This is a genomic window from Pseudonocardia sp. NPDC049635 (genome assembly GCF_040659795.1).
Classification (GTDB): Bacteria; Actinomycetota; Actinomycetes; order Mycobacteriales; family Pseudonocardiaceae; genus Pseudonocardia.
This window is the reverse complement of the sequence record NZ_JBFAON010000004.1, coordinates 48,597-74,213: the sequence shown is the minus strand read 5'-3', so window position 1 is coordinate 74,213 and position 25,617 is coordinate 48,597. Positions and strand designations below refer to the sequence as shown.

At 72.2% G+C, this 25,617-nt stretch carries 22 protein-coding genes, 2 tRNA genes and 2 pseudogenes; 15 read left to right on the top strand and 11 right to left on the bottom strand.

Annotated elements, in window-relative coordinates; translation table 11 throughout:
* Positions 1 to 41 precede the first annotated feature (41 nt).
* The 6 genes from AB0J24_RS06960 to AB0J24_RS06935 all read left to right on the top strand — a co-directional run bounded on the left by AB0J24_RS06960 (position 42) and on the right by AB0J24_RS06935 (position 5,200).
* Entirely contained in the window at positions 42 to 1,517 is a 1,476-nt protein-coding gene (locus AB0J24_RS06960; protein WP_358676653.1) for an FtsK/SpoIIIE domain-containing protein, read from the top strand.
* A complete protein-coding gene (locus AB0J24_RS06955; RefSeq protein WP_358676650.1) occupies positions 1,517 to 1,732 on the top strand; it encodes a hypothetical protein in 216 nt (71 codons plus the stop codon). The genes AB0J24_RS06960 and AB0J24_RS06955 overlap by 1 nt, the downstream gene beginning before the upstream one ends.
* The gene (locus AB0J24_RS06950; RefSeq protein WP_358676647.1) at positions 1,729 to 2,400 is read left to right on the top strand and encodes a hypothetical protein; all 672 of its coding nucleotides are present in this window, start codon (positions 1,729 to 1,731) and stop codon (positions 2,398 to 2,400) included. The genes AB0J24_RS06955 and AB0J24_RS06950 overlap by 4 nt, the downstream gene beginning before the upstream one ends.
* 87 nt (positions 2,401 to 2,487) lie before the next feature.
* Positions 2,488 to 3,852, top strand: a complete 1,365-nt coding sequence (locus AB0J24_RS06945) for a replication initiator (RefSeq protein ID WP_358676644.1) — start codon at positions 2,488 to 2,490, stop codon at positions 3,850 to 3,852.
* Positions 3,849 to 4,067: a helix-turn-helix domain-containing protein gene (locus AB0J24_RS06940; RefSeq protein ID WP_358676641.1), complete on the top strand. Its 219-nt coding sequence runs from the start codon at positions 3,849 to 3,851 to the stop codon at positions 4,065 to 4,067. The genes AB0J24_RS06945 and AB0J24_RS06940 overlap by 4 nt, the downstream gene beginning before the upstream one ends.
* Positions 4,067 to 5,200 (top strand): tyrosine-type recombinase/integrase, encoded by a 1,134-nt coding sequence (locus AB0J24_RS06935; RefSeq protein WP_358676638.1) that lies wholly within the window; start codon positions 4,067 to 4,069, stop codon positions 5,198 to 5,200. Before AB0J24_RS06940 ends, AB0J24_RS06935 begins: the two co-directional genes overlap by 1 nt.
* 83 nt (positions 5,201 to 5,283) lie before the next feature.
* Here the strand turns inward: AB0J24_RS06935 and AB0J24_RS06930 are convergent.
* A tRNA-Gly gene (locus AB0J24_RS06930) sits at positions 5,284 to 5,354 on the bottom strand.
* Positions 5,355 to 5,542: 188 nt separating this feature from the next.
* On the opposite strand from AB0J24_RS06930, the gene AB0J24_RS06925 reads away from it, so the two are divergent.
* Together AB0J24_RS06925 and AB0J24_RS06920 are read left to right on the top strand one after the other, a co-directional pair.
* Complete coding sequence (locus AB0J24_RS06925; protein ID WP_358676635.1) at positions 5,543 to 6,058, top strand: sigma-70 family RNA polymerase sigma factor; 516 nt, start codon at positions 5,543 to 5,545, stop codon at positions 6,056 to 6,058.
* Complete coding sequence (locus tag AB0J24_RS06920) at positions 6,055 to 6,717, top strand: zf-HC2 domain-containing protein (protein WP_358676632.1); 663 nt, start codon at positions 6,055 to 6,057, stop codon at positions 6,715 to 6,717. Before AB0J24_RS06925 ends, AB0J24_RS06920 begins: the two co-directional genes overlap by 4 nt.
* 15 nt (positions 6,718 to 6,732) lie before the next feature.
* Here the strand turns inward: AB0J24_RS06920 and ftsW are convergent, their stop codons facing one another.
* The 6 genes from ftsW to AB0J24_RS06890 all read right to left on the bottom strand — a co-directional run bounded on the left by ftsW (position 6,733) and on the right by AB0J24_RS06890 (position 17,192).
* Positions 6,733 to 7,812 carry a putative lipid II flippase FtsW gene (gene ftsW / locus AB0J24_RS06915; RefSeq protein WP_358676629.1) on the bottom strand — a complete coding sequence of 360 codons (1,080 nt, stop codon included), beginning with the start codon at positions 7,810 to 7,812 and terminating at the stop codon, positions 6,733 to 6,735.
* A 165-nt stretch (positions 7,813 to 7,977) separates the two neighbouring features.
* Positions 7,978 to 8,568, bottom strand: coding sequence for a class F sortase (locus AB0J24_RS06910; RefSeq protein WP_358676626.1), 591 nt, complete (start codon positions 8,566 to 8,568; stop codon positions 7,978 to 7,980).
* Positions 8,555 to 9,253: a CHRD domain-containing protein gene (locus AB0J24_RS06905; RefSeq protein WP_358676624.1), complete on the bottom strand. Its 699-nt coding sequence runs from the start codon at positions 9,251 to 9,253 to the stop codon at positions 8,555 to 8,557. Before AB0J24_RS06905 ends, AB0J24_RS06910 begins: the two co-directional genes overlap by 14 nt.
* Positions 9,254 to 9,446: 193 nt before the next feature.
* Positions 9,447 to 10,343 (bottom strand): hypothetical protein, encoded by an 897-nt coding sequence (locus tag AB0J24_RS06900; protein ID WP_358676621.1) that lies wholly within the window; start codon positions 10,341 to 10,343, stop codon positions 9,447 to 9,449.
* A 25-nt stretch (positions 10,344 to 10,368) separates the two neighbouring features.
* On the bottom strand, positions 10,369 to 12,114 hold the full coding sequence (locus AB0J24_RS06895) for a sulfite reductase flavoprotein subunit alpha (protein ID WP_358676618.1): 1,746 nt from the start codon (positions 12,112 to 12,114) through the stop codon (positions 10,369 to 10,371).
* A complete protein-coding gene (locus AB0J24_RS06890; RefSeq protein ID WP_358676615.1) occupies positions 12,111 to 17,192 on the bottom strand; it encodes a glutamate synthase-related protein in 5,082 nt (1,693 codons plus the stop codon). The genes AB0J24_RS06895 and AB0J24_RS06890 overlap by 4 nt, the downstream gene beginning before the upstream one ends.
* A gap of 155 nt (positions 17,193 to 17,347) precedes the next feature.
* Here AB0J24_RS06890 and AB0J24_RS06885 point away from each other — a divergent pair.
* A tRNA-Pro gene (locus tag AB0J24_RS06885) sits at positions 17,348 to 17,424 on the top strand.
* A 75-nt stretch (positions 17,425 to 17,499) separates the two neighbouring features.
* Here the strand turns inward: AB0J24_RS06885 and AB0J24_RS06880 are convergent.
* Positions 17,500 to 18,216: a site-specific integrase gene (locus tag AB0J24_RS06880; protein ID WP_358676612.1), complete on the bottom strand. Its 717-nt coding sequence runs from the start codon at positions 18,214 to 18,216 to the stop codon at positions 17,500 to 17,502.
* A 371-nt stretch (positions 18,217 to 18,587) separates the two neighbouring features.
* Here AB0J24_RS06880 and AB0J24_RS06875 point away from each other — a divergent pair, with 371 nt between their 5' ends.
* Positions 18,588 to 18,992 carry an NUDIX domain-containing protein gene (locus AB0J24_RS06875; RefSeq protein ID WP_358676609.1) on the top strand — a complete coding sequence of 135 codons (405 nt, stop codon included), beginning with the start codon at positions 18,588 to 18,590 and terminating at the stop codon, positions 18,990 to 18,992.
* A 685-nt stretch (positions 18,993 to 19,677) separates the two neighbouring features.
* On the opposite strand, the gene AB0J24_RS06870 is transcribed toward AB0J24_RS06875, so the two are convergent.
* The 3 genes and pseudogenes from AB0J24_RS06870 to AB0J24_RS06860 all read right to left on the bottom strand — a co-directional run.
* Positions 19,678 to 20,391, bottom strand: coding sequence for a VOC family protein (locus AB0J24_RS06870; RefSeq protein WP_358676606.1), 714 nt, complete (start codon positions 20,389 to 20,391; stop codon positions 19,678 to 19,680).
* Between the two features lie 9 nt (positions 20,392 to 20,400).
* Positions 20,401 to 20,838 (bottom strand): hypothetical protein, encoded by a 438-nt coding sequence (locus tag AB0J24_RS06865; protein WP_358676603.1) that lies wholly within the window; start codon positions 20,836 to 20,838, stop codon positions 20,401 to 20,403.
* 180 nt (positions 20,839 to 21,018) lie between these two features.
* A pseudogene (locus tag AB0J24_RS06860) lies at positions 21,019 to 21,315 on the bottom strand (glyoxalase); the annotation flags it as partial.
* A 219-nt stretch (positions 21,316 to 21,534) separates the two neighbouring features.
* Between AB0J24_RS06860 and AB0J24_RS06855 the strand changes: the two are divergent.
* The 5 genes and pseudogenes from AB0J24_RS06855 to AB0J24_RS06835 form a co-directional block, all read left to right on the top strand.
* Positions 21,535 to 22,263 (top strand): MerR family transcriptional regulator, encoded by a 729-nt coding sequence (locus tag AB0J24_RS06855; protein ID WP_358676600.1) that lies wholly within the window; start codon positions 21,535 to 21,537, stop codon positions 22,261 to 22,263.
* 101 nt (positions 22,264 to 22,364) lie between these two features.
* Entirely contained in the window at positions 22,365 to 24,305 is a 1,941-nt protein-coding gene (locus AB0J24_RS06850) for a S9 family peptidase (protein ID WP_358676597.1), read from the top strand.
* Positions 24,306 to 24,307: 2 nt separating this feature from the next.
* Positions 24,308 to 24,631 (top strand): multidrug efflux SMR transporter, encoded by a 324-nt coding sequence (locus AB0J24_RS06845; protein WP_358677361.1) that lies wholly within the window; start codon positions 24,308 to 24,310, stop codon positions 24,629 to 24,631.
* A gap of 45 nt (positions 24,632 to 24,676) precedes the next feature.
* On the top strand, positions 24,677 to 25,132 hold the full coding sequence (locus AB0J24_RS06840; protein ID WP_358676595.1) for a methyltransferase domain-containing protein: 456 nt from the start codon (positions 24,677 to 24,679) through the stop codon (positions 25,130 to 25,132).
* 271 nt (positions 25,133 to 25,403) lie between these two features.
* Positions 25,404 to 25,550 (top strand): annotated as a pseudogene (locus AB0J24_RS06835) (DoxX family protein); the annotation flags it as partial.
* Positions 25,551 to 25,617: the final 67 nt, after the last annotated feature.

Below are 25,617 nucleotides of genomic sequence, written 5' to 3'. Positions count from 1 at the left end.
CCCCGGCTACCCAACACACAATCTGGTGAGGACTGGTAGCAATGACCAAGCATAGTTCAGCAACCCGCATCAACGGCCCCGCCCGCACCCACGCCGGGCGTGCCACCCGGCCCCCGGGGCGCGAGTTCCAGGCCCTGGCGTGGCTGGCCCGGCATCCTGGGTTCGTCGCCGTCCCCCTGGTCGTCCTGGGGCTGGGGCTGGTGCTCGGCCCGCTCGTGACGGCCGCCGGGCTCGGTGCCCTGGTCGCCTCGGTGGCGGTGTGGGGGCGGTGCCATCCGGCGAGCTTCGACCGGTTCGCCGCTCCTGCTCTGCGAGCCGTGTGGCGGCGGTGGACGGTCTACCGGGGCCGACGGTGGGCACAGCTCATGGCCGACTGCGGGCTGACGAGGGAGCACCGGCATACCGGTGACCAGCTCGTGCCTCGCGTGCTGCGGGTGCGGTCGTCGTCGTCCTCGATCGACACCGTCTACGTGCGGATGGTCCGGGGCCAGGATGTGGCCTACTGGCAGGAGCGCTCGTCGGTGCTGTGGGAGGCGCTGATCGCGCACCGGGTCGCGATCACCCGACACCGCCCCGGCGTGGTCGCGATCGTGATCGAGTGGGAACTGCCGTTCACCCGCACCATCCCCGCCCCCGACATCCCCGAACAGGCCGAGGACGTCGACCTCGGGGCGGTGGAGATCGGCGACAACGAACGCGGCGAACCCTTCACCGCCCCCGTCATCGGCGGCCACCGACTCGTCGCCGGCGCCTCCGGAGCAGGCAAGGGCTCCGTGCTCTGGTCCACCCTGCGCGGGGTCGGGCCGTGCATCCGCGACGGCATCGTCCGCGTCTGGATGGTCGACCTCAAGGGCGGGGTGGAGACCGAACAGGGCGCCCCGCTGTTCCACCGCTACGCCACCACGATGGGCCAGGCCCTCGACCTGCTGACCGAGTTCCGCGACGCGATGCGGGACCGGCAGGACGACATGCGCGACCAGAACATCCGCGCCTGCACACCCAGCCCGGCGACGCCGGTGGAGCTGCTGGTCATCGACGAGATGGCCATGCTCACCGCCTACGGCGACCGCACCTCCGTCCGCGACGCCCTGCGGCTCCTGGCAGAGGTGATGACCCAGGGCCGGGCCTCGCTGTTCACCGTCCACGGCTACCTGCAGGAACCGTCCAAGGACGTCGTGGATGTGCGGGAGTTGTTCACCCAGCGGATCTGCCTCGGCGTCACCGCCGCGAGCCACGTCGACATGGTCCTGGGCGAGGGCGCCCGCGAACGCGGAGCACTGGCCGATGAGATCCCCGGCGATGCCCGGCATGCCGGGATCGGGTTCGTGATCGACAAGGGCTCCCGGCTCCCGGTCCGGTTCCGGGCCGCGTTCGTCTCCGACGACGACATCGCCGAGCTGGTGCAGCGGTGCACACCGCCGCCGGCAGCTGAGGTGATCGACATCCACGACGACGACACCCACGGCTCCGACGGCGTCGGCGATGACGTCGACGGCACCGATCGGGGGGCAGCCTGATGGGCTCCACCACCGGATGGGTGCTGCGCACCTGGGCCAAGTTCACCCTGCTCTTCGCACTCATCGTCGGCGGCGCGTGGCTCTCCCTCGGCAGCGGCTCGGGCTGGTTCTGGGTCATCACCGCCGGTGCGCTGGTCGCCGAGTGGTACGTGATCCGCCAGCTCGCCCGCGAATGGTCCTGGGAGGCCCGCGCCACCTGGTGGTGGTCAGCATGACCGGCCAGACCAGCACCGTGCAGGGCGCGCTGTTTGGGGACCCGGCCGTCGTCGAGTCCGCCGACCGGGGGCCGGTGGCGACGCAGGACCCGCGTGAGGTCGCCCGAGTCGTCGCCCTCGCCCACGATCCCGGGCTGTTCGTGGTCGAGCGCTCGGGGCTGGTGCTGCGGGCCGATCCTGCCCGCCCGGGATGCGCGGACGCGGTCTCCCGGCATGACGGGGACACCGTGGTCCAGCTCCTCGACACCGGACACCTCCGGCTCGGCGGCACCCACCACGTCCACCACGCACGCGAGGAAGGACCGGCCCGCTCGGTACTGGTCCCGAAGCAGACCCGGGACATGGTGTCGCGCTGGGCGCACCTGCGACCGATCCCGGAACCCACACCCGCACCCGCACAGGCACGGAGGCGACCAGCGCAGCGCTCGACCGGATTGATCGGCGTCGACGTCGTAGCCCCGGGCAAAGCGCTGGTGTGCCTGGGCGACACGGGGCAGGGCGGCACCGTGCTGCGTGACGAGGGCCGCTACCGGGTCGAGAACGACCACGGCGCCCTCGTCGGCCACGCCTGCTCCTACCGGGCCGCGGCCCGGCTGCTGGCCCGCTACCACGGCTACACCCCGGGCCCGGTCGAGATCGACCACGAACACCGCCTCCACCGGCGCTGAGAGCCCTCGGCCCGGTCTCGCCGCTGTGAGACCAGCTCCCGGCGGGACCGGAGCCCCATCTGCCACAGATTCCCCGGGAGGGATGCTGTGAACACGGCTGCCACAACCCAGCACGACCAGCACGATGCGGACCTGTCGCACCTGCTGCGCTCGGACGGTTTCCAGACCTGGCGCCGCGAGGTCACCGCCATCGGCGGCTGCGCCGCACCCATCCACCTCACCGGATCGTCGCGGATCTACGACCGCGCCACCGGCACCGTCCTCACCGAACGCGAAGGCGACATCCTCGCCCCCTGCGGCAACCGCCGAGCCTCGGTGTGCCCCGCCTGCTCGGACCGCTACGCCTCCGACGCCTACCACCTCCTCCGCGCAGGGATGGCCGGTGGAAAGGGCGTCCCCGACACCGCCGCCACCCATCCGCGGCTGTTCGTCACCCTCACCGCGCCCTCGTTCGGGCCGGTCCACTCCCGCCGCGTCACCGCCCGCGGCCTGGTCATCCCGTGCCGGTGCGGCGACAAGCACCACCGCGACGACCCCCGCATCGGCTGTGCCCTCGATCCCAACACCCACGACTATGTCGGCGCGATCCTGTGGCAGGCCCACGCCGGGAAGCTGTGGAACCGCTTCGCCATCCGGCTGCGGCGCATCCTCGCCGGGATGCTCGGGGTCAAGGTGCGGGAGTTCCGCGACCACGCCCGCCTGTCCTACGCCAAGGTCGCCGAGTACCAACGCCGCGGCCTCGTGCACTTCCACGCCGTCGTGCGCCTCGACGGCCCCGACGGCCCGTGGACGGCGCCTCCGGCCGGGATCACCACCGACGGGCTCAACGCCGCGATCCGTGAGGCGGCCCGGGACGTTTCCCTCGTGGTCGATCGCCCGGACGGGACTCCGCTGCTGCTCGTCTGGGGCACCCAGGTCGACATCCGCCCCATCACGAGCACGACCGCGGCCGCCCTCGAGGACGACGACGGCGAGATCACCGACTCCGCGCTTGCCGCCTACGTCGCGAAGTACGCGACCAAGGGCACCGGGAAGTCCGAGGCGACCGACCGGCCCATCCGCGACATCGCCCACCTCTGCCACCTCGACATCACCCCGCACCACCGGCGCCTGATCGAGACGGCGTGGGAGCTCGGCGGGCGCGAGGAGTACGAGGGCCTGAACCTGCGCCGGTGGGCGCACATGCTCGGGTTCCGCGGCCACTTCCTCACCAAATCCCGCGCCTACTCCACGACCTTCGGCGCGATCCGCGGCGACCGGCGCACCTACCGGCTCGGCGAGACCCTCGCCGCCCTCGACACCCCCACCGACCCGGGGGCGGTGCTGGTGGTCAACGACTGGGCCGTCGTCCAGATCGGGCACCGCAACGACGCCGAACGAGAGATCGCCCTCGGCATCGCCGAACGACGACGCGAACAACGCACCACGCGACCCCGGAAGGAGACGTCATGACCGCGCGATACCTGACCGTCCCGGAGGCGGCCGACTACCTCAACACCTCGGTGCGTTTCGTTCGCCGGCTCATCGCCGAGCGCCGGATCGCCTTCCACCACGTCGGCCGACACGTCCGACTCCGGGTCGTCGACCTGGAGGAGTTCGTCCAGTCCGGACGGGTCGAACCGGTGAGCGCCGCCGACGTCCGCCGGCAGCTCCGGAAGGTCGGCTGATGGGGCGCGGCAATCGGCCCGGGCACCGGCGCTTCGGTCTGATCAGGAAGCTGCCGTCCGGGCGCTACCAGGCCTCCTACCTCGGCCCGGACGGCCGGCGCCGGACCGCACCCGACACCTTCGCTCGCAAGCGCGAGGCCGAACAATGGCTCTCCACCGTCGAGACCGAGTTGCTCCGCGACGACTGGACCGACCCGGCTCTGGGCAAGATCCCGCTGCGTGAATTCGCCGAGCAGTGGATCGCCGAGCACAAGATCAGCCGCCGTACCCGGGAGGAGTACGCCAGCGTGTGGCGGATGCATCTGGTCCCGTATCTCGGCGACTACCCGCTCGGCCAGATCAGCACCGATCTCGTCCGCTCCTGGCGGGCGACCCTGCTCCGCGAGGGGCGCTCGGAGGACCGGACGGTCAAGGCCTACCGGCTGCTGCGAGCCGTGCTCAACACCGCCGTCGATGACGGCCTGATCAAGCGCAATCCGTGCCGGATCAAGGGCGCTGGCCAGCATCGGACCCCGGAGCGACCGACGGCGACCGTCGCACAGGTCACCAAGCTCTCCGGGCTCGTCCCACCGCGGTTCCGGGTCCTCGTACTGGCAGCGGCGTTCACCGGATTACGTTGGGGCGAGCTGGTCGCGCTGCGGCGCTGCGACATCGACCTCGACGGTGCAGCCGTCCACGTCTACCGGCGGCTGGCCGAGCACAAGAACGGCGAGATGGAAGCGGGACCCACGAAGTCCGTGGCCGGAGCCCGCACCGTCGCCCTCCCCGATGTCCTGGTGACCGAGCTGCGCGAGCACATCGCCGAGTACGCCGAAGAAGGCACAGAGGGCCTGGTGTTCACCGGTGACCGGGCCGGCCCACTACGCCGGGGCAACTTCCACCGCGCCACCGCTTGGACCCGTACCGTCGTCGCCGCAGGCCTGCCGAGCGGCTTCCACTTCCACGACCTGCGCCACACCGGCAACCACCTCGCCGCCACGGCCGGGGCCAGCACCCGCGAGCTGATGCACCGGATGGGCCACGGCTCGATGCGGGCCGCGCTGATCTACCAGCACGCCACCAGCGAACGGGACCGCGCCATCGCGCGACGCCTCAACGACCTGGTCCAGCGCGACGAGCACGACGACGGCTAATTGCACGCTAGTTGCACGACAACGACGACGGCGCCCCTCCCAAGATCGGGAGCGGGCGCCGTTTCCGCTGGTAGAACCACCTGAGCGGGCGACGGGAATCGAACCCGCGTAGCCAGTTTGGAAGACTGGGGCTCTACCATTGAGCTACGCCCGCATGCCCGAGCGTGCCGCTCGGACGTCCGCCAGCGTATCCCACTCCGGACCACTGAACATCCCCGCCCCCGGACACGTACCGACGACCGGGCACGGACGTTCAGGAGGTCTCGAACACCGATGATGATGGCGCGACGACGCGGCCTGCCGTCCGTGGGGCCGCCCCCCGGTTCACCGCCGACGGACCCGATGCTCGACACGGAAGCCGGGCTCCGTGCGGCGTACAGCGCACACGGCCCGGAGATCTACCGCTACGCACTGCGCCAGCTCAACGACGACGGGGGCGCCCAGGAGGCGGTGCAGGAGGTGTTCCTACGCGCCTGGCGCCGCGCCGACTCCTACGATCCGTCCCTGGCGAGTCTGCGGGTGTGGTTGTTCGCGATCGCACGGAACGTGGTCGTCGACGAGATCCGCCGGCTCACCGTGCGCCCGTGGCGCAGGCAGCTCACCGACGAGCCGGAGTCCGGACGGGACTCGGTCGGCCCGGCCGAGGACGCTCTGGTCGACACCTGGCTGGTCGAGGAGGCGCTGCGACGGCTCCGCCCCGAGCATCGCCAGGCGATCGTGCAGGCGTACCTGCGTGGCCGTCCGCACGCGGAGATCGCGGTGGAGGCGGGTGTACCGCTCGGGACGGTCCGCAGCCGCGTGTTCTACGGACTGAAGGCGTTGCGGTTGGCGATGGACGAGATGGGGGTGGAACCGTGACTCCGGACGAGCACCGGGCCCTGCGCGAGGCGCTCGGCGACCACGCTCTCGGGCGGCTGCCCCGCGACGAGGCGGCGACGCTGCAGGCGCACCTGGACGGCTGCGCGGACTGCCGGGCCGAGCTGGCCGAGATCTCCTCCGTCCTCCCGGTGCTGCGCCGGGTCGACCCGGCGCGGTTGGACGACACCCCGTTCCCCCCGCCGGAGCTGGGCGAGCGGATCGTGTCCGCCGCCCGGGCGGAGACCGCGCGCTCCCGGCGGCGGCCGCGGTGGCTCCCGATGGTCTCCGCCGCCGCGGTCGCGCTCCTGGTCGGCGGCGCGGTCGGTTACGCCGTCGGCGGGCACGACGGGATCCCCCGCGAGCCGGTCGCAGTACAGTCCCTCGACCCGCAGGTACAGGCCACCGCGGTCGCGATCCCGCACACCTGGGGCGTCGAGATCGTGCTCGATGCCGACGGGTTCCGGGCCGGTGCCGTCTACCGGGTCGTGGTCGAGGCCGACGACGGCCGCGAGGTGGGCGCCGGCGAGTTCATCGGGACCGGTGACGCCCCGATGATCTGCAACCTGAACTCGTCGGTGCTGCGCTCGGACGCGTCCGGGTTCAAGGTGCTCGACGCCGCCGGTGACACCGTGCTGCGCGGGGACCTCACGCCGGCGTGACGCGGCACGCCGCTGTCACCTGACGCGGCGCGCCGCGTTGGCCATGAGTCCCAGCAGGAACAGGGTGCTCACCAGTGCGGTCCCGCCCGCCGACACCAGCGGCAACTGCTGGCCGGTGACCGGGAGCAGCCCCACGACGTAACCGACGTTCATCGCCGCCTGCACCGCGACCCAGGTCGCGGTCCCCGCCGTCGTCAGGCGCAGGAACGGGTCCTTCGTGCGCGCCGCGATCCGGAGCCCTACCCAGGCCAGCAGGGCGTAGAGGGAGAGCACCAGGAGCCCGCCGAGCAGGCCCAGTTCCTCGCCGATCACGGCGAAGATGAAGTCGTTGGCCGCGTTGGGCAGGTAGTCCCACTTGGCCCGGCCCTGACCGAGCCCGGTGCCGAACACGCCGCCGTCGGCCAGCGAGAGCAGCGCCTGCCGGGACTGGTAGCCGGTGCCGAGCTCGTCACCGGCACCGAGGAACGTGGTGATCCGGTCCCGCCGGTAGTCCGAGGTGAGCCCCAGGACGACGACGCCGGCGAGGGCGCCTCCGCACATCGCCGCGAGCGGCCCCAGCCGGGTCCCCGCGAAGTACAGCAGGGACAGGACGATGACGCCGAGCGCGACCGTCGTACTGAGCGCCGGCTGCATCATCAGCAGCGCCGCCATCAGCAGCGCCACCGGCACCAGCGGCAGTACCGCGTAGCGCGCGAGCCGGACCGTGCGGCCGCGCAGGGCGAGCACGTGCGCGCCCCACAGCAGCACGATCACCTTGGCCGCCTCGCCGGGCTGCACCGTGAACCCGCCGACCGAGATCCACCGCCGGGCACCGCCCCGGACCTCCCCGATCCCGGGGATCAGGACGGCGACCAGCGCTGCGACGCAGGCGACCAGCAGGACCGGTGTCCAGGCCCGCAACCACGACGGCCGGATCACCATCCCCACCCCGAACGCGGCGATCCCGACCACCAGGAAGATGAGGTGCCGGACGAAGACGGTGAGCACCATCCCGTCGGCGACGGTGCGGCCGCCCGCGGACGCGGACAGCACCATCACCACGCCGACCAGCAACAGCACCCCGGTCACGCCCAGCACCAGGTGCAGCGGGGGCACCCGGCCGAGCCGGGCCAGGCGGGCCCGGAGAGACGCCGCGGGCCCCGTCGGCTGCTCACCCGACCCGGACCGCGTACTCGACCTCGGCGACGTCACCCGATCAGTCTCCGCCAGATCCGGGTACGGCCGACGTAACCGGACGTCACGGCGCGTCCTGAAACGCTGTCACCCGGCGCGGGCATCCACCACGAGGTTGTCGACGTAGCTCCGCGCGCCGTCGTCGAACTCCCCGGCGCAGGTGACCAGCCGCAGCACGTCGCCCGGTGCCGCACCGAACACCTCGAAGGTCGGGAACGCGTCCTTCGGCAGCTGCCGGGTCCGCTCGACGACGTACGCCTGCCGGGTGCCGTCGCTGTACCCCACCTCGATCACGTCGCCGGGCCGGAGATCCCGCAGGTCGACGAACACCGCGGGCCCGGTCCGCGAGTCGACGTGGCCCAGCAGGACGGTCGGCCCCGGGGTGGCTCCGGAGTCGAACCAGCCGACCCGGGCGAAGTCCTGCGGGACCTCCGCCGTTCCGTCCTCGGCGACACCGAGCCGGAGCAGCTCCGGCTGCTCCACCCCGATCACCGGGATCCGCAACGACGTCGGCAGCACCTCGTCCTGCCGGGCGACGACCGGTTGCTGGGACCCCGTGCCGGCCGGCGCCCCCGGTACGCCCGGCCCGGCGCAGGCACCCAGCAGCAGCAACACGACGGCGCCCGGGAACAGCACCGCCTCCGGGCGCCGGCGACGCGGCCGCTCAGCCCCGCGCACGGCTCCGGCGGACCAGCACGACGCCGGCTCCGGCCGCGGCGGCCAGCCCGGCAGCGCCGATCGCGTATCCGGCGGCGGCGTGCGAGGCGCCACCGGCACCGGTCTCGACGCCGCCCATCGGCACCTCGCTGAGCTGGCCGCGCACGGTACCGGCCGCGTACTCGGCGGTGTGGGTGTCGGCGGTGAAGCCGGCCGGGTTCGCCTCGATCCGGCTCAACGAGAAACCGGTCCCGGTGTCCTCACCGTTGTCACCCTCCAGGCCGGTGGTGAACGGGCCCTGCATGCACCCCGACGAGGTGCGGACGTCACCGTCACCGGTCGGGTCCGGGAACGCCAGCCGGGGCGGTCCGGGCTCGCCGACGTTCGCCTCGTGGACGTGTGTCGCCGTCTTCGCCGGGCTCTGGTACTCCCCCGTCACGCCGCGCAGGGTGATGTCGTAGCAGATGATCTCCTGCTCGCTGTTGATCCGGAAGTGGAACTCCCCGGTCGCGCCGGGCTCACCGGGTGCGGACCCGCCGTCGCTGTCGACGACGGTGTCCGGGGTCGCCATCACGGTGTACATGCTGGTGAAGGTGTCCGGTTCCGGCACTTCGGTCTCCTGGGCCATCGCGGTCCCGGCGGTCGCGGCGACGGTGAGGGCACTCGCCGCCGTGGCGGCGGCCAGACGCGGGAGGGTGCGGCGCATCTCGGAGTCCTTTCTGAGGCGGTCGTCGGTGATGCCGCTCTCTACGAACGCCCCGCACCCGGCGTTCAGCCCGAGCCCCCGATCGGCCCGATGGCGATACCCCGTCCCGCTCAGCGCCGCGGCCCCGAGGGGATCGTCGCGACCCCCGAGCCGGCCCGGCATCCGGAGTGCGGGCGCCGGGGCACCCGCCGGCCTAGATCCGGTCCGCCCCGTCGCCGAAGGTGTCGGCCACCATCCGCTCCCACGCCGTCACCGCGCTCGCCGGCGGCAGGCCGAGCTGCCCCAGCAGCGCCAGACAGCGACCGTCCACACCGGTCAGCAGGACCGTCGACACCGGACCGTGCACACCGTGCGTGCGGACCACCCGGACGGCGACGACGTCGCCCGGTCCGAACGCGAACTGGGTCGGGCCCGACACCACGCCGACCACGTCACCGGTCTCCACGTGGTCGACCCACCCGACGCAGGACTGCAGGCAACCGTTGTTCGGCACCGCCATCCCGACCGGGACGCCGTGCTCGCACAGCAGGCACAGCAGCTCGACGACGGGCAGGACCCCGCACGGGGCCAGCACCGGCGGGGCGAGCCGGCCGAGCAGCTCGACGTCACCGGCGGTCACCACGTCGAGCAGGCCGAGCAGGTCCAGCTCGTCCGGCGATCCCGGGAACGCCGGCCCAGGTCGCGCCTCGGTGCCGGGGGCGCGCGGTGCGAGCTGCATCGTGTCCACCACCAGCCGGGCCGGTTCGGAGATCAGGTGTGCGCGGTGCACCGCGGCGCCCTCGCCGTCGAACATCCACAGACCGGCCGGTTGTCGGGCGTCGTCGTCCGGGGCGGTCGCGATCAGCGAGCTCACCGCGGACCGGGACAGGCGCAGGTTCACCTCGCCGGGCCGCACGGTGAACGCCTCCCCGGCGAACGTCGGTTCGGCGTAGGTTCCCAGCTCGCTGATCAGCGCGCTGCCGTTGGCGGTCGTCGCGACCACGTCACCCAGCAACGGCAGGTGCCGGGCCACGGAGGACGGGTCGAGGTCGATCCGGGTGCCGACGCTGTGGGCGAGCAGCATGTCGAGTTCGGTGCGGGGCAGGGTCACGGAACGCTCCGGTGGGTGTCGGGGCTCAGTACACGTCGCGCAGGTAGCGCTTCGCCCGCTTGAGATCGGCGACGAACGCCGCGGCGCCGTCGGCGTCCAGGCCGCCGTGCTCGGCGACGACCTCGTGCAGTGCGGCGTCGACGTCGCGGGCCATCCGGCTCGCGTCACCGCACACGTAGAGGTGCGCGCCTTCGGCGAGCCAGGCGTGGAGCCGGGCCCCGTGCTCGCGCATCCGGTCCTGGACGTAGACCTTGCCGGCCTGGTCGCGGGAGAAGGCCAGGTCGAGGTGGGTGAGCAGGCCGTCGTCGGCCCACCCGGTCAGTTCGGAGCGGTAGAGGAAGTCGTGCTCGCGCCGCCGGTCGCCGAAGACCAGCCAGTTCCGGCCGGTCGCGCCCCGGGCCGCACGTTCCTGCAGGAACGCCCGGAACGGCGCGACCCCGGTCCCCGGGCCGATCATGATCATGTCGACGTCGTCGGGGGCCGGCCGGAACGTCGTGTTCGGCTGCAGGAACACCCCGGCGGTCTCGCCGACCGCGAGCCGGTCGGCGAGGTGCGTGGAGCAGACCCCGCCGACCATCCGGTCGTCGCAGCGGTAACGCACGCTCGCCACCGTCAGGTGGATCCGGTCCGGCGCGACGAGCGGGCTCGACGAGATCGAGTACGCCCGGTGCTGCAACGGCCGGAGCAGCCCGAGCAGCTCCTCGGCGTCGAACCGCAGTCGCGCCGTGCGGAGCAGGCCGAGCAGGTCGCGCCCCCACAGGTAGGCGTCCCGGGTCGCGCGGTCCGGATGGCGCAGCGCGGCCCGCAGCTCGTCGTCGGCGGCCCGCTCGGCGAGCACCGCCAACAGGTCCCGGGACGGCGTCACGATCTCGTGCTCGTGGGTGAGCAGATCACGCAGCGACCGGTCCCCGACGGCGGTGTCACCGTCCTGGCCGAGGTGCTCCAGCAGGGCGTCGACCAGCACGGGATCGTTGCACGGCAGCACCCCGAGCGCGTCCCCGGCGGCGTAGGCGATGCCGCTGTCACCGAGGGCGAACTCGTGGTGGCGGATGTCCTTGTCCGAGCCGGGACCGGACAGCCGCACACTGTGCGCGAGCACCGCCGGGAACGGGCTGCGCCGGTCCCACCGACGCGACTCCGAGGGCTGCCGAGCGGCGGGCACCGGCGCAGGCCGCGGGGCTCCCCCGGTGAACGTCTCGACGACCCGGTCGTACCACTGCTGGGCCTGGTCCTCCCACATCACGTCGCAGTCGACGCGGTCCAGGGCGCGGGTGCCACCCAGCTCCGCGAGCCGGGCGTCGATCAGCTTCCCGGCGGCGCAGAAGTCGTCGTAGGCGGTGTCACCGAGCGCGCAGACGGCGAACGTCGTGGACTCCAGCCGTGGCGCGTCGTCGGCCTCGATCACCTGCCGGAACAGGTCCGCGTTGTCCGGCATCTCGCCGTCGCCGTAGGTGGAGCAGACGATCACCACCCGCTCCATCGCGGCGAGGGCGGCCCCGTCGACCTGGTCCAGCTCGACCGGTTCGGCGGCGGCGCCCGCAGCGGTCAGCCGGGTGGCCACCGTGCTCGCGACCAGCTCGGCGTTGCCGGTCTCGGTCCCGTACAGCACGTGCACCGGCGGGTGCGCACCCGTGTCCGACGGTTCGGTGCGGGCGACGGCGGCCCGGGCGCCTGCCAGGTACCCGGCGAGCCAGATCCGCTGCTCCGGGGTGAACGGTGCGTCGTCGGCGACCGCGAGGGCACGCACGTCCGCAGGGGGCTGCACGGTCATGCCGACTCCACCAGGTCCCCGACGGCACGCGCCGCGAACAGCTCCTCGAAGCTCGGGATCCGGCCGAGCGCCGCGGCGTTGGCCGCGTCCTGGGCCAGGATCCAGCCGAACGTGCCGGGGCTGTCGGTGCCGTACACGTCGCGCCGGGCGAGCGCCTGTTTGAGGTCGCCGACCCGCTTCGCCGAGACGAGGACGGCGAGGTCGGCGTCCTCGTACCGGGCGAGCGCGTCGCGGGCGTAACGCACCAGCCTGCTCCGGACGGCGTGGTCCTCGGTGAGCAGCAGTGTGCGGGCCTCGACACCGCGGCGGCGCGCCACGTCCTCGGCGATCGTCTGCACCGTCAGGCCGTTGAGCAGCGCGTACATCGTCTCGTCCGCGTCAGTGGGCACCGCCCCGCCCGCCACCGGCGCGCCGTCCCGCTGCGCCAGCTTGTGTCGCCGGACCTGGTGCGCGGCCAGGGCGTCGGCGAGCTCCTCGACCAGTTCGGAGCGGCTCCGGGCGGCGAGCACAGCGCCGGCGTCGCAGTAGTGGTGCAACGCCCGCGGGGTCGCGACGAGCAGGTGCCCGCGCTCGCGCTCCCAGTCGTCGAGCAGCCTGCGGGCGACCGGTGAACCGGTGGCGTCGAGGTGCCAGCCGAGCAGCAGCCGCACCGCCGTCTCGTGGAACCCGGCGACCGGCGCGACGTCCACGGAGTCGGTGCTGAACCCGATCTCACCGGACGGGTCGTACTGGTAGAGGAACCCGCCGGACATGCCGTTGCCGAGCCCGGTGCCCGCGGCGCCCAGGTTCAGCACCGCCCCGCCGGTCATGTACTCGCAGCCGAAGTCGCCGAGCCCCTCGACGACGGCCGACGCCCCCGAGTTGCGCACCGCGAACCGGTCTCCCGCCTCGCCCTGTACGAACAGCCGGCCACCGGTCGCGCCGAACAGCGCGAAGTTGCCGATCAGCACGTTCTCCCCCGGCCCCGGCTCGCCACCTGACCCACCGCCGGGTGTCCGGATCGCGATCGTCCCGCCGCAGGCGGCCTTGCCGACACCGTCGTTGGCGGTGCCGGTGTGTTCCAGCAGGATCCCGTCGTTGCACAGCAGCCCGAACGACTGGCCCGCCGCGCCACGGGTCCGGATCCGCAGGTAGCGCTCCGGCAGGAACCGGCGGCCGCGGTCGTCGACGAGCGCCGGCCCGTCGACGCGCTCGTGGTCGAGCATCCGCTCGACGTCGACGGAGAGGCGGCCGCCGACCGAGCGGTGCCGGTTGCCCAGCGTGCCGCCGTCGATCTCGAGACCGGGCTCGCCCCCGGCGAGCGCCGCACGCAGCGCCGCCGACCAGTCCTCGTCGTGGTCGTGCCGGGCACCGACCCGCACCGGCTCGGCGACCTGGTCGGGCCGTGCCGAGTGCAGCAGCCTGCTCAGGTCGAGCCGGCCGACGATCGCCGGGTGCGCCGCGAGGTGCAGCAGATCGGTCCGGCCGCGGGCCTCCCGCAGGCTGCGCAGTCCGAGCCCGGCGAGGATCTCCCTGACCTCGTGCGCCACGTTCAGCAGGTACTGGGCCAGCGCGCGCGGATCGCCCTCGAACGCCTCCGGGTTCGTGGTGATCCCGGCCGGGCAACGAACGTTGCAGTTCTTGGCCATCACGCAACGCACCATCATCAGCGCGCTGGTCCCGAACTCGAACCCGTCGGCGCCGAGCAGCGCGGAGACCACCACGTCGCTCCCGGTCTGATGGGCGCCCGAGCAGCGCAGCTCGACCGCGTCCCGCAGACCGTGCGCGGACAGGGCCTGGTGCACCTCGGCGATCCCGATCTCGGCGGAGCGCCCGGCGAACTTCAGGCTGGTGACGGCGGCGGCGCCGGTACCGCCGGTGTTCCCGGCGACGTTGATGACGTGCGCACCGGCCTTCGCGACGCCGACCGCGATCGTCCCGATGCCCTCCGAGGACACCAGTTTCACGACCACCTTCACCCGCGCCGCGGTGGCGTCGTGGATGAGCTGGGCGAGGTCCTCGATGGAGTAGGTGTCGTGGTGCGGCGGCGGTGACACCAGCTCGACACCGGGGGTCGCGCCGCGGGCGGCCGCGATGTCGACGGTGACCTTCGCACCGGGGAGCTGGCCACCCTCCCCGGGCTTCGCCCCCTGCGCGATCTTGATCTCGATCTGCTCGAGCATCGGGTCGGCCAGGTAGCCCGCCCACACCCCGAACCGGCCGGAGGCGAACTGCTTGATCCGGGACCCGCGGATCGTGCCGAACCGGGAGCGCGACTCGCCGCCCTCGCCGCTGTTGGAGAGCCCGCCGACCATGTTGACGCCGTGTGCGACGGCCTCGTGCGCGCTCGCGACGAGCGCGCCGTGGCTCATCGCGCCGGACGCGAAGGTGGGCGTGATCTCCGACGCCGGTGACACCGAGTCGAGCGCGACCGGCTCCGGCGCGGTGACGGGCAGGTCCGGCCGCGGCCGGGCGCCGTCACGCAGGTCCACCGGCAGGGCGAGCACGTCCCGCAGGGCGGACGGGCGTCGCTCCCGTTCCTCGGTGAGCGTCCGGACGAACTCCCGGTAACCCGGGGTGACGGCGAACCGGTCGATCTCGTCGGCGGTGAGCCGGCGCAGGCTGGTGTAGGTGTAGGCGTCGTCGTGCAGGCCGAACGCGTCGGTCAGCCCGGCCAGCGGGAGCAACCGCAACGACGGGTCGACCGCGCCCGCGGTCAGCGCGGTCCGCTCGTCGGCGAGCCCGGTGAACGCCCGCACCGCGGCGACGCCGTAGGAGTGCCCGGCGCCGTCGGAACGTTCCTTGAACAACCCGAGCTGCGGGACGTCCGCCGGGCCGGTGACGGTCAGCGCCCTGGCGTGCCAGTCCGCCGCCGACCGTTCGATCGCGGCGAACCCGACGCCGCCGACCGGCGAGTCGAGGTCCGGGAACCAGCGGCGCAGCACCGGGTCCTCGGTGTCGAGGTAACCGGGTTCGAAGAACTCCCCGCCGACGTAGCTCTCCGCGGTGCACAACCCGACCCGCGCCATCGTCTTGAGCAGGGCCTTCTCGGCGGCCCTGCGGAACCGGCCGAAGGCCTCGGCGTCCCCGGTCTCCTCGGCACGCAACCGGACGACGTGCGGGTGCACCGCGGACGCCCCGAATCCGAGGACGACGGCCAGATGGTGCGACGAGCACACCTGGCCGGTTGCGACGACCACCGACACGGCGGGCCGCAGTCCGGCACCGATCAGCGCCCGGTTCACCGCGGCGACGGCGAACACCGCGGGCACCGCCGCCCGGTCGACGTCGAGGCCCGCATCGTCGAGCACGGCGATGCCGCCACCGGTGCGCGCGAACGCGACGACGTCGGCGCACAGGCGCTCGACCGCCTGCTCCAGGTCGCCGGGTGCGTGCAGCAGCGGGAACTCCGCCGCCGGGACGACGGCTCCGGAGCGGACCCTGGCCAGTTCGTCGGCGTCGAGCAGCGGCGAGTCGAGGACGATCCGGTGGAACGGGTCGCCGTCGGCAAGGGGGCGGGCGCCGAGCGCGACCCGCAGACTCATCCCGTCGGCCTCCCGGATCGGGTCCAGCGGCGGGTTCGTGACCTGCGCGAACCGCTGGGTGAAGTAGCGGGCGACGCCACCCTCCCGATCGGTGAACACGTTGATCGCGTTGCCGTATCCCATCGCCGAGATCCGTTCGGCACCGTCGGTCAGCATCGGGTCGAGCAGGAAGCGGAAGGCCTCCTGGTCCATCCCGTAGGCGACGTAGCGCTGGTACGGGGTCAGCTCGCAGCCCTCGTCGCGCACCGCGGCCGCGGGCAGGTCGGCCGCGCGGGTGCGCGCGGCGGCCAGCAGCGCCGGGTAGTCCGCGCGCGACGCGAGCAGCTCCAGGGTCTGTGCTGTGTCGTAGCTGCGCCGTTCGAGGGCGCTCCACCAGAGCATTCCGCCCGCCTCGATCCGGCCGCGGCGCAACACCTGCGCGGAGGGCAGGTCGAACTGGCCCGCCTCGGAGGAGACGGTCAGGTACTCCTCGGTCTCGCAGGTCCGCAGTGGACGCAGGCCGAGCCGGTCCAGCCGGGCGCCGGTCACGTCACCGTCGGAGAACACGATCGCGGCCGGGCCGTCGTTGCACTCCTCGACGAGCGAGCGGTACTCCAGCATCGCGCGCACCGGCTCGGACAGCGACCGGTCGTTCTCCCAGGCCGGTGGCATCATCGAGACGACGGCGTCGACCAGGTCGGTCCCGTCGCCCGCGACCCTGGCGTGCAGCGTCTGGTCGAACCGCGCACTGTCCGACTGACCGGGCGGGCGGACGATCCCGCGGTCGCGGGCCCGGGCCAGGGCGTCGTCGGCGATCCGGTTCTTGCGGTCGGTGTTGAGCTCACCGTTGTGTGCGAGCAGCCGGAACGGCTGCGCCATCGTCGGGTGCGGGTCGGTGTTGGTGGAGAACCGGGTGTGGAAGTACAGGCTGGAGACCTCGTGCGCGGGGTCGGTCAGGTCGGTGAACCATCGCAGCACCTCCCAGGAGTTCAGCCGTCCTTTGAGGACCTGGGTGCGGTGGGACAGGCTGAGCGGGTAGAGGCCGGCGAGATCGGGTTCGGTGTAGGCGAGCGCCTCGATGCCGAGCAGGCAGTCGTGGGTCAGCCGATCGGCGTCCGCGTCGCGCGGCAGGTCGAACACCCACTGCCGGATCGGCTGCTGCGCCTCGACCGCAGCCGGACGCAGCACCGACGGGTCGGTCGGGACGTCACGGACGACGAGCACCGTGCAGCCGTGCCGCTCCAGCGTCGTCGTGACCAGCTTCTCCGCCGCACCTGCCCGGTCCGCCTCCGGCGGGAGGAAGAAGTTGCCGACGCCGAACGCCCGGTGCCCCAGCGGCCGTCCGACCACCGCGGAGAAGAACCGCACCGACAGGTCGACCGACACGCCCCCGCCGTCACCGACCCCCTCCGCGGACATCCCCCCGCGGTGCGGGACGACGCACAGGGCACGATGGGCGTGGACGAGGACGTCATGGGTCTGCGTCCCGTCCTTCCGGACGATCAGGCCGACGCCGCAGCTGCTGTGCTCGGCGGCCGGGTCGTACAGACCAGCGGGTCGGGACGGTGCACGCAACCGGCACCCCTCCTTGTCATTAGGAAAGGCTTTCCTTATGAACCGGTGGCGGTTGCGATCAACGTCTGGGGCTGTCGCACGGGCCACACCGCGGTCGGAGCGGTGCGACGACGCCGGCCCCGTGCAGCACCGGGGTGGGTCTAGACTGCGGCGGACGGGGTGTGGCGCAGCTTGGTAGCGCACTCGCTTTGGGAGCGAGGGGCCGTGGGTTCAAATCCCGCCACCCCGACCACGGTTGACCTGTGAGAACAGGTCGCCCCGGTCTTGTCCCAAGATCGACCTGTAGCAATCCTGTAGCAGTGTCCGGTCATGACGCCTCCCAGTCGATGGCGTCGAGCGCCTGGCGCATGGCGTCCAGGTTGGTGTGCGCGTAGATCGTCATCGTGACGTCGATGTCCGCGTGCCGGGCGATGGCCTGCACGACGTGCGGCGGTGTTCCGAGCGCGAGCAGCAGGCTCACGACGGTGTGGCGCAGGTCGTGCAGCCGGACGCCGGGAAGGCCGGCGCGCTGGCGGAGCTTGTCGAAGTCGCGGTTCAGCGCCCGCGGCTCGACGGGCGTACCGATCTGGGTGCAGAACACGAGGTCGTGGTCCTGCCAGCACTCCCCTGCCGCCGTGCGCTCGTCGGCCCAGGCCCGGCGCCGGGTGAGGATCGCGGTGCGGGTGATCTTCGGTAGCGGGATCACCGCCTCGGAGGCGCGCGTCTTGGTGCGCTCGACGACGAGCTTGCCTCCGACCCGCTGGACGGTCTGGCGGACGTGGACCGTCGCCTCGTCCATGTCGATGTCGCACCAGCGCAGGCCGAGCAGCTCGCCGCGGCGGAGGCCGAGCGTGGCCGCGACGACGTAGAGCGGGTGGAACCGGGTGCCCTCGGCCGCGGTCAGCAATGCGCGTGCCTGTTCCACGGGCAGTCCCTTCCCCACCGAGTACTCGGGCGTCTTGACCCGCACGAGCTTGGCGACGTTGCGGTTCACCAGCTCCAGGCGCTCGGCATGCACGAGCGCGTTGCGGAGCACGGCGTGCACGAACTGGAGCTGGCGGACCGAAGGGTGGCGCCCGCAGCAGCGGCCGGCAGAGCAGCACTGCTCCTTCTCGGGCCGGCGGGCGTCCCAGCCGTTGGCGCAGCTTCTCGTGGCGCATGTCGTCGAGCCAGTCGGCGAGGAACTCCACCACGGTGGCCCGGCGGTCGTCGACGAGGCCGCCGTTCACGGCCCGAGCCTTGAGCCCGTCGAGCTTCTCCCAGACCTCCTCCTGGCTGCGGCCGTAGACCGGCTGCCGCTTGATCTTCCCGGAGCTGGTCGGGACGTAGGCCGTGCCGACCCACAGATTGACAGCGAACGTTACCGAACGCCGTCGAACGCGAGGCTCTGCCATGACGGACACACCCAAGCACTCCGTGAGCGTCGCAGGCGTCGTCGTGAACGATGATGACCAGGTGCTCGTGATCCAGCGGCGTGACAACGGCCGCTGGGAGCCACCGGGTGGCGTCCTCGAACTTGATGAGTCACCAGAAGCGGGCGTCGCCCGTGAGGTCCTCGAAGAGACCGGAATCAAAGTCGAAGTCGGCCAACTATCCGGAATCTACAAGAATATGAGTCGTGGAATCATCGCACTTGTATTTCGGTGTGAACCTGTCGCCGGGCAGGAACGAGCGACCGATGAGTCCCTTGATGTCAGGTGGATTTCACTGCCTGAGGTGACTGCCGCCTTCTCTCCGGCCTACGCAATACGTGTATTAGATGCGTTCGAGCCAGGTGTCAGTGTGCGCACACACGACGGTACTCAGTCGCTCGACTTCTAAGCACCGAGACGGATGACCACCTTGCCGACGATCTTCGTCGTGCGCGAAGAAGTTGACTGCCGGAGGTCACCATGTCGGCGGTACCAGGCCCGCCTGCCGATAGGCACGCTCTCGCTCACGTCCAGTGAGCGCCCGCCCCTGATAGAGGTCGGTGAGCCGACGATGCCACCATGGCCGAGCAGGATCGGCGAACGGGTCGGGCAAGGTCTTGGCCGCAACCGCCTCATCCAACGGACTGACAAGCTTGCGTAGTTCCCGGGCGAAACGCTTGGACAGGGCTCGGATAGCTGCATCGAGTACATCACGCGCGGTCGGCCCCGAATACCCGACGTAGTCATTGCTGGCGTCGTCCAAATCGCGCCGAGACTGCTGAGACATCCGCTTCCAGTCAGCGAGAGCAACGGCGACTCGCTCGGGGCTGAGGTCAGCGCGACCGGTACGTCGAAGCTCAGCAGCGAGAGCGCGCGGCAGAGTCCTCGGCGAGCTCAACTGAACTCGCGTCCGCTCGCGGCGGACTTCGGTGGGCGCCTTACGCGACATCGACCTTTCGACGGGTCATATCTCCCATCGTATCGGACTCAGCGACAACTGACCACGGATCATGGGGCGCTCGCCGCGCTCCACAAGCTTGACGGACCGATGGCACTGGTGGAAATGTGCCGCGCTGACCTGATCGACACGTAGCTCAGGCCAGCTCACCCAGGTAGAAGCGGGTGCCCTGATCGTCAGCACAGCTCGACAGGAGCCCGTAGGGCTGGCGGTCCGGATCGGTGGCGGTGCCGCCGGCCACGCGCACCCGGTTCACGGTCGCCTCGATGTCGTCCACCGCGTACATCGGCACCACGGTCGGCTGTCGATGCCCACCGTGAAGGCCTGCCATCGGGTACATCTCGTCGACCTGCCAGCCGTCCTCGTGGCTGCCGGCGCTGAACGTCCAGCCGAACGTGACGCCGAAGAAGGCGCGAGCGCGGGCGGAGTCGGCGACCTCGAAGGTCAGGTAGGTGAGCCGGCCGTGTTCGCGCGAATCGCCCTGATGAACGGCGAACGGCAGTCCCTGGTCGTCGATGCAGTTCGCGGACCGCCCGTGGTCGGTGTCGACAGGGTCCTCGGCCCGCCCACCGGCCGACCGGATGCGCTCGACGACGGCGTCGGCATCGTCTACGCCCTGGCTCAGGAACATCGTGTTGTGCCGCGGCCAGTCGTCCCACACGCCCGCGGGCAGCGCCTCCAGGGAGACGATGCTCTGCGGCGGCGACGCGCCCGCAACCATTCGGTGCTGCGGCCCCTCGTTGTCGTAGGACCAGCCGAGCGCCGTCGCGAAGAACGTCGCCGCGCGTTCCAGATCGGCGACCCACAGGGCCGCGTAACCGACCGTGCCGTGAATGCTCGTCGTCGTCATAACTGCAGGCTAAGACCCGTGTCGCACAGTGGATTGGAAAAATCGAACTTCTTCGATCAACCTGGCATCAACGTCGATAACGCCGATAGCTCGTGGGGCGCTCGCCGCGCCCCACACCTCGGGCGACCTCTCCGGGGGGGTGTCTCCCCGCCGGCCACCTGCGGCGGTAGCACCTCCGGTGGGCGGGGAGACAGAAGACAGCCGGCTTCCTGTTGAGCAGTGGGCGAGTTGGTCGAGGTAGCGGGCGAGGCCGGCGGCGAACGCCGGCCCGTCGTTGACCGCGATCCAGCCCCGGCCGCCGTTGGTCATCAGCTTCACCCGTGACCGCGAGCGCCGGTACCGGACCCGGCCGGTGGACTGCTCGACGCGCATCTTCCACGTCTGCTGTGCCCGTCCCCAGCGGCGTGCGATCCGGCCGACCCGGACGGCGCGGTCCTGGTTGGGCATGGGACTTCTCCTCGCACGGGCGGCAGGGACGGAGCACGGCGCGATGCATGGGGTGTCCGTACGCGGGCGTCCTCAACGGACTCGCCGTGCCGGCACGGGGCGATGTGGCTCCGACCGGGACTCTAACCGGGCCCTGGTCGCAGCGCCGGTGTGGCCGACCGGACCCGTCCGGTTCGCAGGTCAGGCCGGTTCCCCCAGGTAGAAGCGAGTGCCCTGATCGTCGGCACAGCTCGACAGGAGCCTGTGGGGCCGCCGTTCCGGGTCGGTCGCGGTGCCACCGGCCGAGCGCGCCGCGTGCACCGTCGCGTCGATGTCGTCGACGGCGTACATCGGCACGACGGTCGGCATCCGGTGCCCACCGTGCAGTCCTGTCATCGGGCGCATCCCGTCGACCTGCCAGCCGTCCTCATGGTCGCCGGCGCTGAACGTCCGGCCGTACGCGGCAGCGAAGAAGGTGCGGGCCCGGGCGGAGTCGGCGACGTCGACGGTGCGGTGGCGAGCCGGCCGTGCGCACCCGAGTCACCCTGGTGGAGGGCGGACGGCGTTCCCTGGTCGTGCGCCGACCCGGTGCTCGCCGCCACCATGATCCGCGTCTCGGGAGTGCCGGCGTGCCGGAGCGGTACGAACACTCCCCGGACGCGGATCATGAACGGCCGGGCGCGGGTGCGTACGCTTGCCGGGTCGAAGGAGCGGCCGTTGCGCAGCAGTGAACTCGCCGAGATCGCCGGCGTCACCGTCCGCACGCTGCGGCACTACCACCAGATCGGCCTGCTGGCCGAGCCGCCGCGCACGTCGGGCGGCTACCGGCACTACGACGTCGGCCACCTCGTCCGGCTGCTGCGGATCAGCAGGCTGACCGCGCTCGGCGTCCCGCTGTCGCAGGTGCCGGCGGTGCTGGACGATCCGGTGGCCGCCGAGCGGTTGCTCGACGAGCTCGACCGGGAGGCGGCCACCGAGATCGAGCGGTTGACGGCCCGGCGGGACAGCATCGCGGTGCTGCGCCGCACCGGGTCCCCGCCGGACCTCCCTCCGGAGCTCGCGGCCCTCCGGTCCGCGCCGGAGGAACTGCAGGCCGGCATGGCGCGTCACGAACACGAACAGCTCCTGCTGCTGGGGCACCTGCTCGACGAGGCGAGCCGCGCAGACCTCGTGACCCTGCTCAGCGCCGGCGGCACGGCCACGGCCCCGCTCGCGGCCCGCTTCTACGCGCTCGACCACGACACGCCCGAGGACGTCGTCACCGCGCTGGTCGAGGACCTGGCCGCGCAGCTCACCAGCGTCGCGGGGCAGCTGGACGGGCTGCCCGGGCTGGACGGGCGGGCGTCGGTGCTGCTGGACGAGCTGAGCGGGCACAACCTGCGGCCGGTGCAGCACCGTGTGCTTCGTCTGGTCGAGCAGCGGTTGGCGCGGCCCGGTGAGCCGTGACCGAGTGTGGTGCGAATCACTCAGGTCGGGCTTGAGTCCGACGCGACGTCCGGGTCTGGACTCGTGGGTGTCCGCACGACGACACACCCGGAGGTCTCGCGATGACCGCCCCACCGACCACAGCGCCGATGACCACACCGCTGATCACCGTCGAGGAGTTCTTCGGCCCTCCCGTCCGCAGCAGCGCCCAGCTCTCGCCGGACGGCACGAAGGTCGCCTACCTCGCCCCGTGGCGGGACCGGCTGAACGTGTTCGTCCGCGACCTGGACGGCGACTGGCCGGAGACCCCGGCGGTCGACGACCCGGCTTCGCACCGCGTCACCTCCGACGACCACCGCAGCATCGAGACGTTCTTCTGGTCGGCCGACTCCCGGTACCTGCTGTTCCTCCAGGACGACGACGGTGACGAGAACGTCCACCTGTACCGGGCCGATCCGGCCGACCCCGAACGGCCCGCGGCCGACCTCACCCCGATCGAGGGCGTGCGGGTGGCCCGCATCCATCTCACCCCGGACCCGGCGACGGTGGTCGTCGAACTCAACGGGCGCAGCCCCGAGCTGATCGACCTGCACGAGCTCGACCTCGACAGCGGCCGGCTGAGCATGCTCGCCGCGAACCCCGGCGACGTCGTCGGCTGGGTGTACACGCCGACCGGACGCATCCTCACCTGGGGCATCACCGAGGACGGCACCCACCTGCTGTCCGACTGGAACGCCGGTGAGCCCCGTCTGATCAGCCGGTTCTCCGGGCTCGACCACCCCTTCGGCATCTCCCCGTTCGTCCCGACCCCGGACGGGACTGGACTGTGGATCGGGTCGCCGCGCGGCTCGGACCGCACCCGCCTGGTCCGGGTCGACCTCGACACCGGCGAGCAGATCGGGGTCGACAGCCACCCGGTGTTCGACCTCGACACCCCGCGCCCCGAGGCCGACCCGCGCTTCCCGTCCTCGCTGATCGTCCACCCCGGGGACGGAGAGCTGCTCGGCGCGCGGTATCTCGGTGCCCGTCAGGAGATCCACGCCCTCGACCCGCGCTTCGCCGAGGTCCTCCCCCGGCTGGCCGAGCTGTCCGACGGCGACCTCGCCCACGTCTCCTGCGACACCACCGCCATGCGCTGGGTGGTCGACTTCACCCACGACCGGGACCACCGGGCCACCTGGTTCTACGACCACACCACCGGAACCGCACGACGACTGTTCCGCCCCTACCCGCACCTCGATCCCGCCCAGCTGGCGCCGGTCACCCCGGTCACGCTCACCGCCCGCGACGGCATCGACCTGCCCTGCCACCTCACCCTGCCGGTCGGGATCGAACACCGCGACCTGCCGACCGTGGTGCTGCTGCACGGCGGCCCCTGGTACCGCGACAGCTGGACCTACGACCCGGAGGTGCAGCTGCTGGCCAACCGCGGCTATGCGGTGCTGCAGGTCAACTTCCGTGGCTCCACCGGTTACGGCAAGGCCCACATGCAGGCCGCGATCGGCCAGTTCGCCGGCCGGATGCACGACGACGTCATCGACGCCCTCGACTGGGCCATCGCCCGGGGCTACACCGACCGCGACCGCGTCGCCGTCTACGGCTCGTCCTACGGCGGCTACGCCGCACTCGTCGGCGCCGCGTTCACCCCGGACCGGTTCGCCGCCGCGATCAGCTACACCGGCATGTCCGACCTGGCCGACCTCAGTGAACGGATCGTCCCGTTCGCCCGGAAGATGCTGGTGAACAGCTATGTCCGCTACTTCGGCGACCCGAGCGACCCGGCCCAGCGGGCCGACATGCTCGCCCGGTCCCCGATCACCCGGGTCGACGACATCACCGCACCGGTGATGCTCGTGCACGGCGCGAACGACCTGCGGGTGCACCGCAGCCACTCCGACCGGGTCGCCGAGGCGCTGCGGGCCCGCGGCGTCGAGGTCGAGTACCTGCTCAACGAGCGCGAGGGCCACTGGTTCATCAACCCGGACAGCAACATCGAGCTGTACCGCACCATGGAGCGCTTCCTCGCCCGCCACCTCGGCGGGCGCAGCGCCGGTGAGGCGTGACCGTGGCCTATCTGCTGCTCGCCGGGGCGATCCTGCTCGAGGTCATGGCGACGATCAACCTGCGCCTGTCCGACGGGTTCACCCGTCTCGTCCCGTCGGTCCTGGTGGTGATCGGCTACCTCGGCGCGTTCGGCCTGCTCGCGCAGGTACTCAAGGCCGGGGTGCCGGTCGGCGTCGCCTACGGGATATGGGCCGCCGCCGGCGTCGCGCTGGTCGCGATCATCGGTGCGGTCTTCCTCGGCGACACGCTGACCCCCGTGCAGTTCGGCGGGATCGGGCTGGTCATCGCCGGTGTGCTCGCCCTGGAGCTGGGATCGGCGCACTGATCGCAGGTGTGGACCGCGCGGGTCGCGGGCTGCTCTGATCCGTGCATGTCGACGAACCGGCCCGGTGCGAACCCGCTCTCGCCCCGCCTCGCCGCGATCGTCGACGCCCTCCCGCTGCGGCCGGGGCTTCGGGTGCTCGAGATCGGCGGCGGCCCCGGGGCCGCGGCCAGGGCCGTCGCCGGCCGGATCGGCGACGGCCACGTCCTCATGATCGACCGCTCCGGGCGCAGCGTCGCGCTCGCCCGCCGTAACGCCGCGGCCGAGATCGAGGCCGGGCGGCTGAGCGTCCGCCAGGTTGCGGTCGAGGACCTGGTGCTCGGTGACGGCGAGGCCCCGTTCGACCTGGCGTTCGCCGTCCGCGTCGGCGCCCTCGACGGGCGGCACCCGGCGGCCGGTCGGGCCGCGCTGCACCGGATCGCGGCCGCCCTGAGCCCGGCCGGACGGCTGTTCGTCGACGGCGGCGCGCCGCTGCGGGAGCTGCGGCTCCCCTCGATCGGCTGACGCGCGGGTCCGGGCTCGACCGTGCCGCAGCGGCATGCTGTCGGACGGGTCCGGGAACCGACGATCGGAGTACGACATGAGCGTGACCGGACGCTCCACGGAGCAGCAGCCGGCCCTGGTCGACGTCGAGACGCTCTTCGCCGACCCGGAGTCCCCCCCCCCCCCCGTCGATCTCCCCGGACGGCACCCGCATCGCCTACCTCGCGCCGGCGCACGGCCGCCTCGCCGAGCACCTCGGCGGGCGCCGCGCGGAGTAGCCTGACCTCCGCAGATCCGCCACCGGGCCACCGCGGAGTTCGCCGGCGCGGCCGGGCTGGTCGCCGGGATCCGGCTCCGGCCACTCGGGGTAGCGGCCGCCGTCGGAGCGGCCCTGTACTTCGTGGGTGCGGTCGTGACCCACCTGGTGAACGACGATGCGGCCAGGGGTGCGCAACCTGGCGCCCCTGCTCATCGTCTCGATCGCCGTGACGACGCTCGGTGTGCTG

Excerpts from the sequence above, each read along its gene's own strand:
- AB0J24_RS06850 (WP_358676597.1), top strand. The coding sequence starts at position 22,365 with ATGACCGCCCCACCGACCACAGCGCCGATGACCACACCGCTGATCACC.
- AB0J24_RS06935 (WP_358676638.1), top strand. The coding sequence starts at position 4,067 with ATGGGGCGCGGCAATCGGCCCGGGCACCGGCGCTTCGGTCTGATCAGG.
- AB0J24_RS06960 (WP_358676653.1), top strand. The coding sequence starts at position 42 with ATGACCAAGCATAGTTCAGCAACCCGCATCAACGGCCCCGCCCGCACC.
- AB0J24_RS06895 (WP_358676618.1), bottom strand. The coding sequence starts at position 12,114 with ATGACCGTGCAGCCCCCTGCGGACGTGCGTGCCCTCGCGGTCGCCGAC.
- AB0J24_RS06870 (WP_358676606.1), bottom strand. The coding sequence starts at position 20,391 with ATGACGACGACGAGCATTCACGGCACGGTCGGTTACGCGGCCCTGTGG.
- AB0J24_RS06940 (WP_358676641.1), top strand. The coding sequence starts at position 3,849 with ATGACCGCGCGATACCTGACCGTCCCGGAGGCGGCCGACTACCTCAAC.
- AB0J24_RS06950 (WP_358676647.1), top strand. The coding sequence starts at position 1,729 with ATGACCGGCCAGACCAGCACCGTGCAGGGCGCGCTGTTTGGGGACCCG.
- AB0J24_RS06865 (WP_358676603.1), bottom strand. The coding sequence starts at position 20,838 with ATGCCCAACCAGGACCGCGCCGTCCGGGTCGGCCGGATCGCACGCCGC.
- AB0J24_RS06840 (WP_358676595.1), top strand. The coding sequence starts at position 24,677 with ATGTCGACGAACCGGCCCGGTGCGAACCCGCTCTCGCCCCGCCTCGCC.
- AB0J24_RS06925 (WP_358676635.1), top strand. The coding sequence starts at position 5,543 with ATGCTCGACACGGAAGCCGGGCTCCGTGCGGCGTACAGCGCACACGGC.
- AB0J24_RS06955 (WP_358676650.1), top strand. The coding sequence starts at position 1,517 with ATGGGCTCCACCACCGGATGGGTGCTGCGCACCTGGGCCAAGTTCACC.
- AB0J24_RS06905 (WP_358676624.1), bottom strand. The coding sequence starts at position 9,253 with ATGCGCCGCACCCTCCCGCGTCTGGCCGCCGCCACGGCGGCGAGTGCC.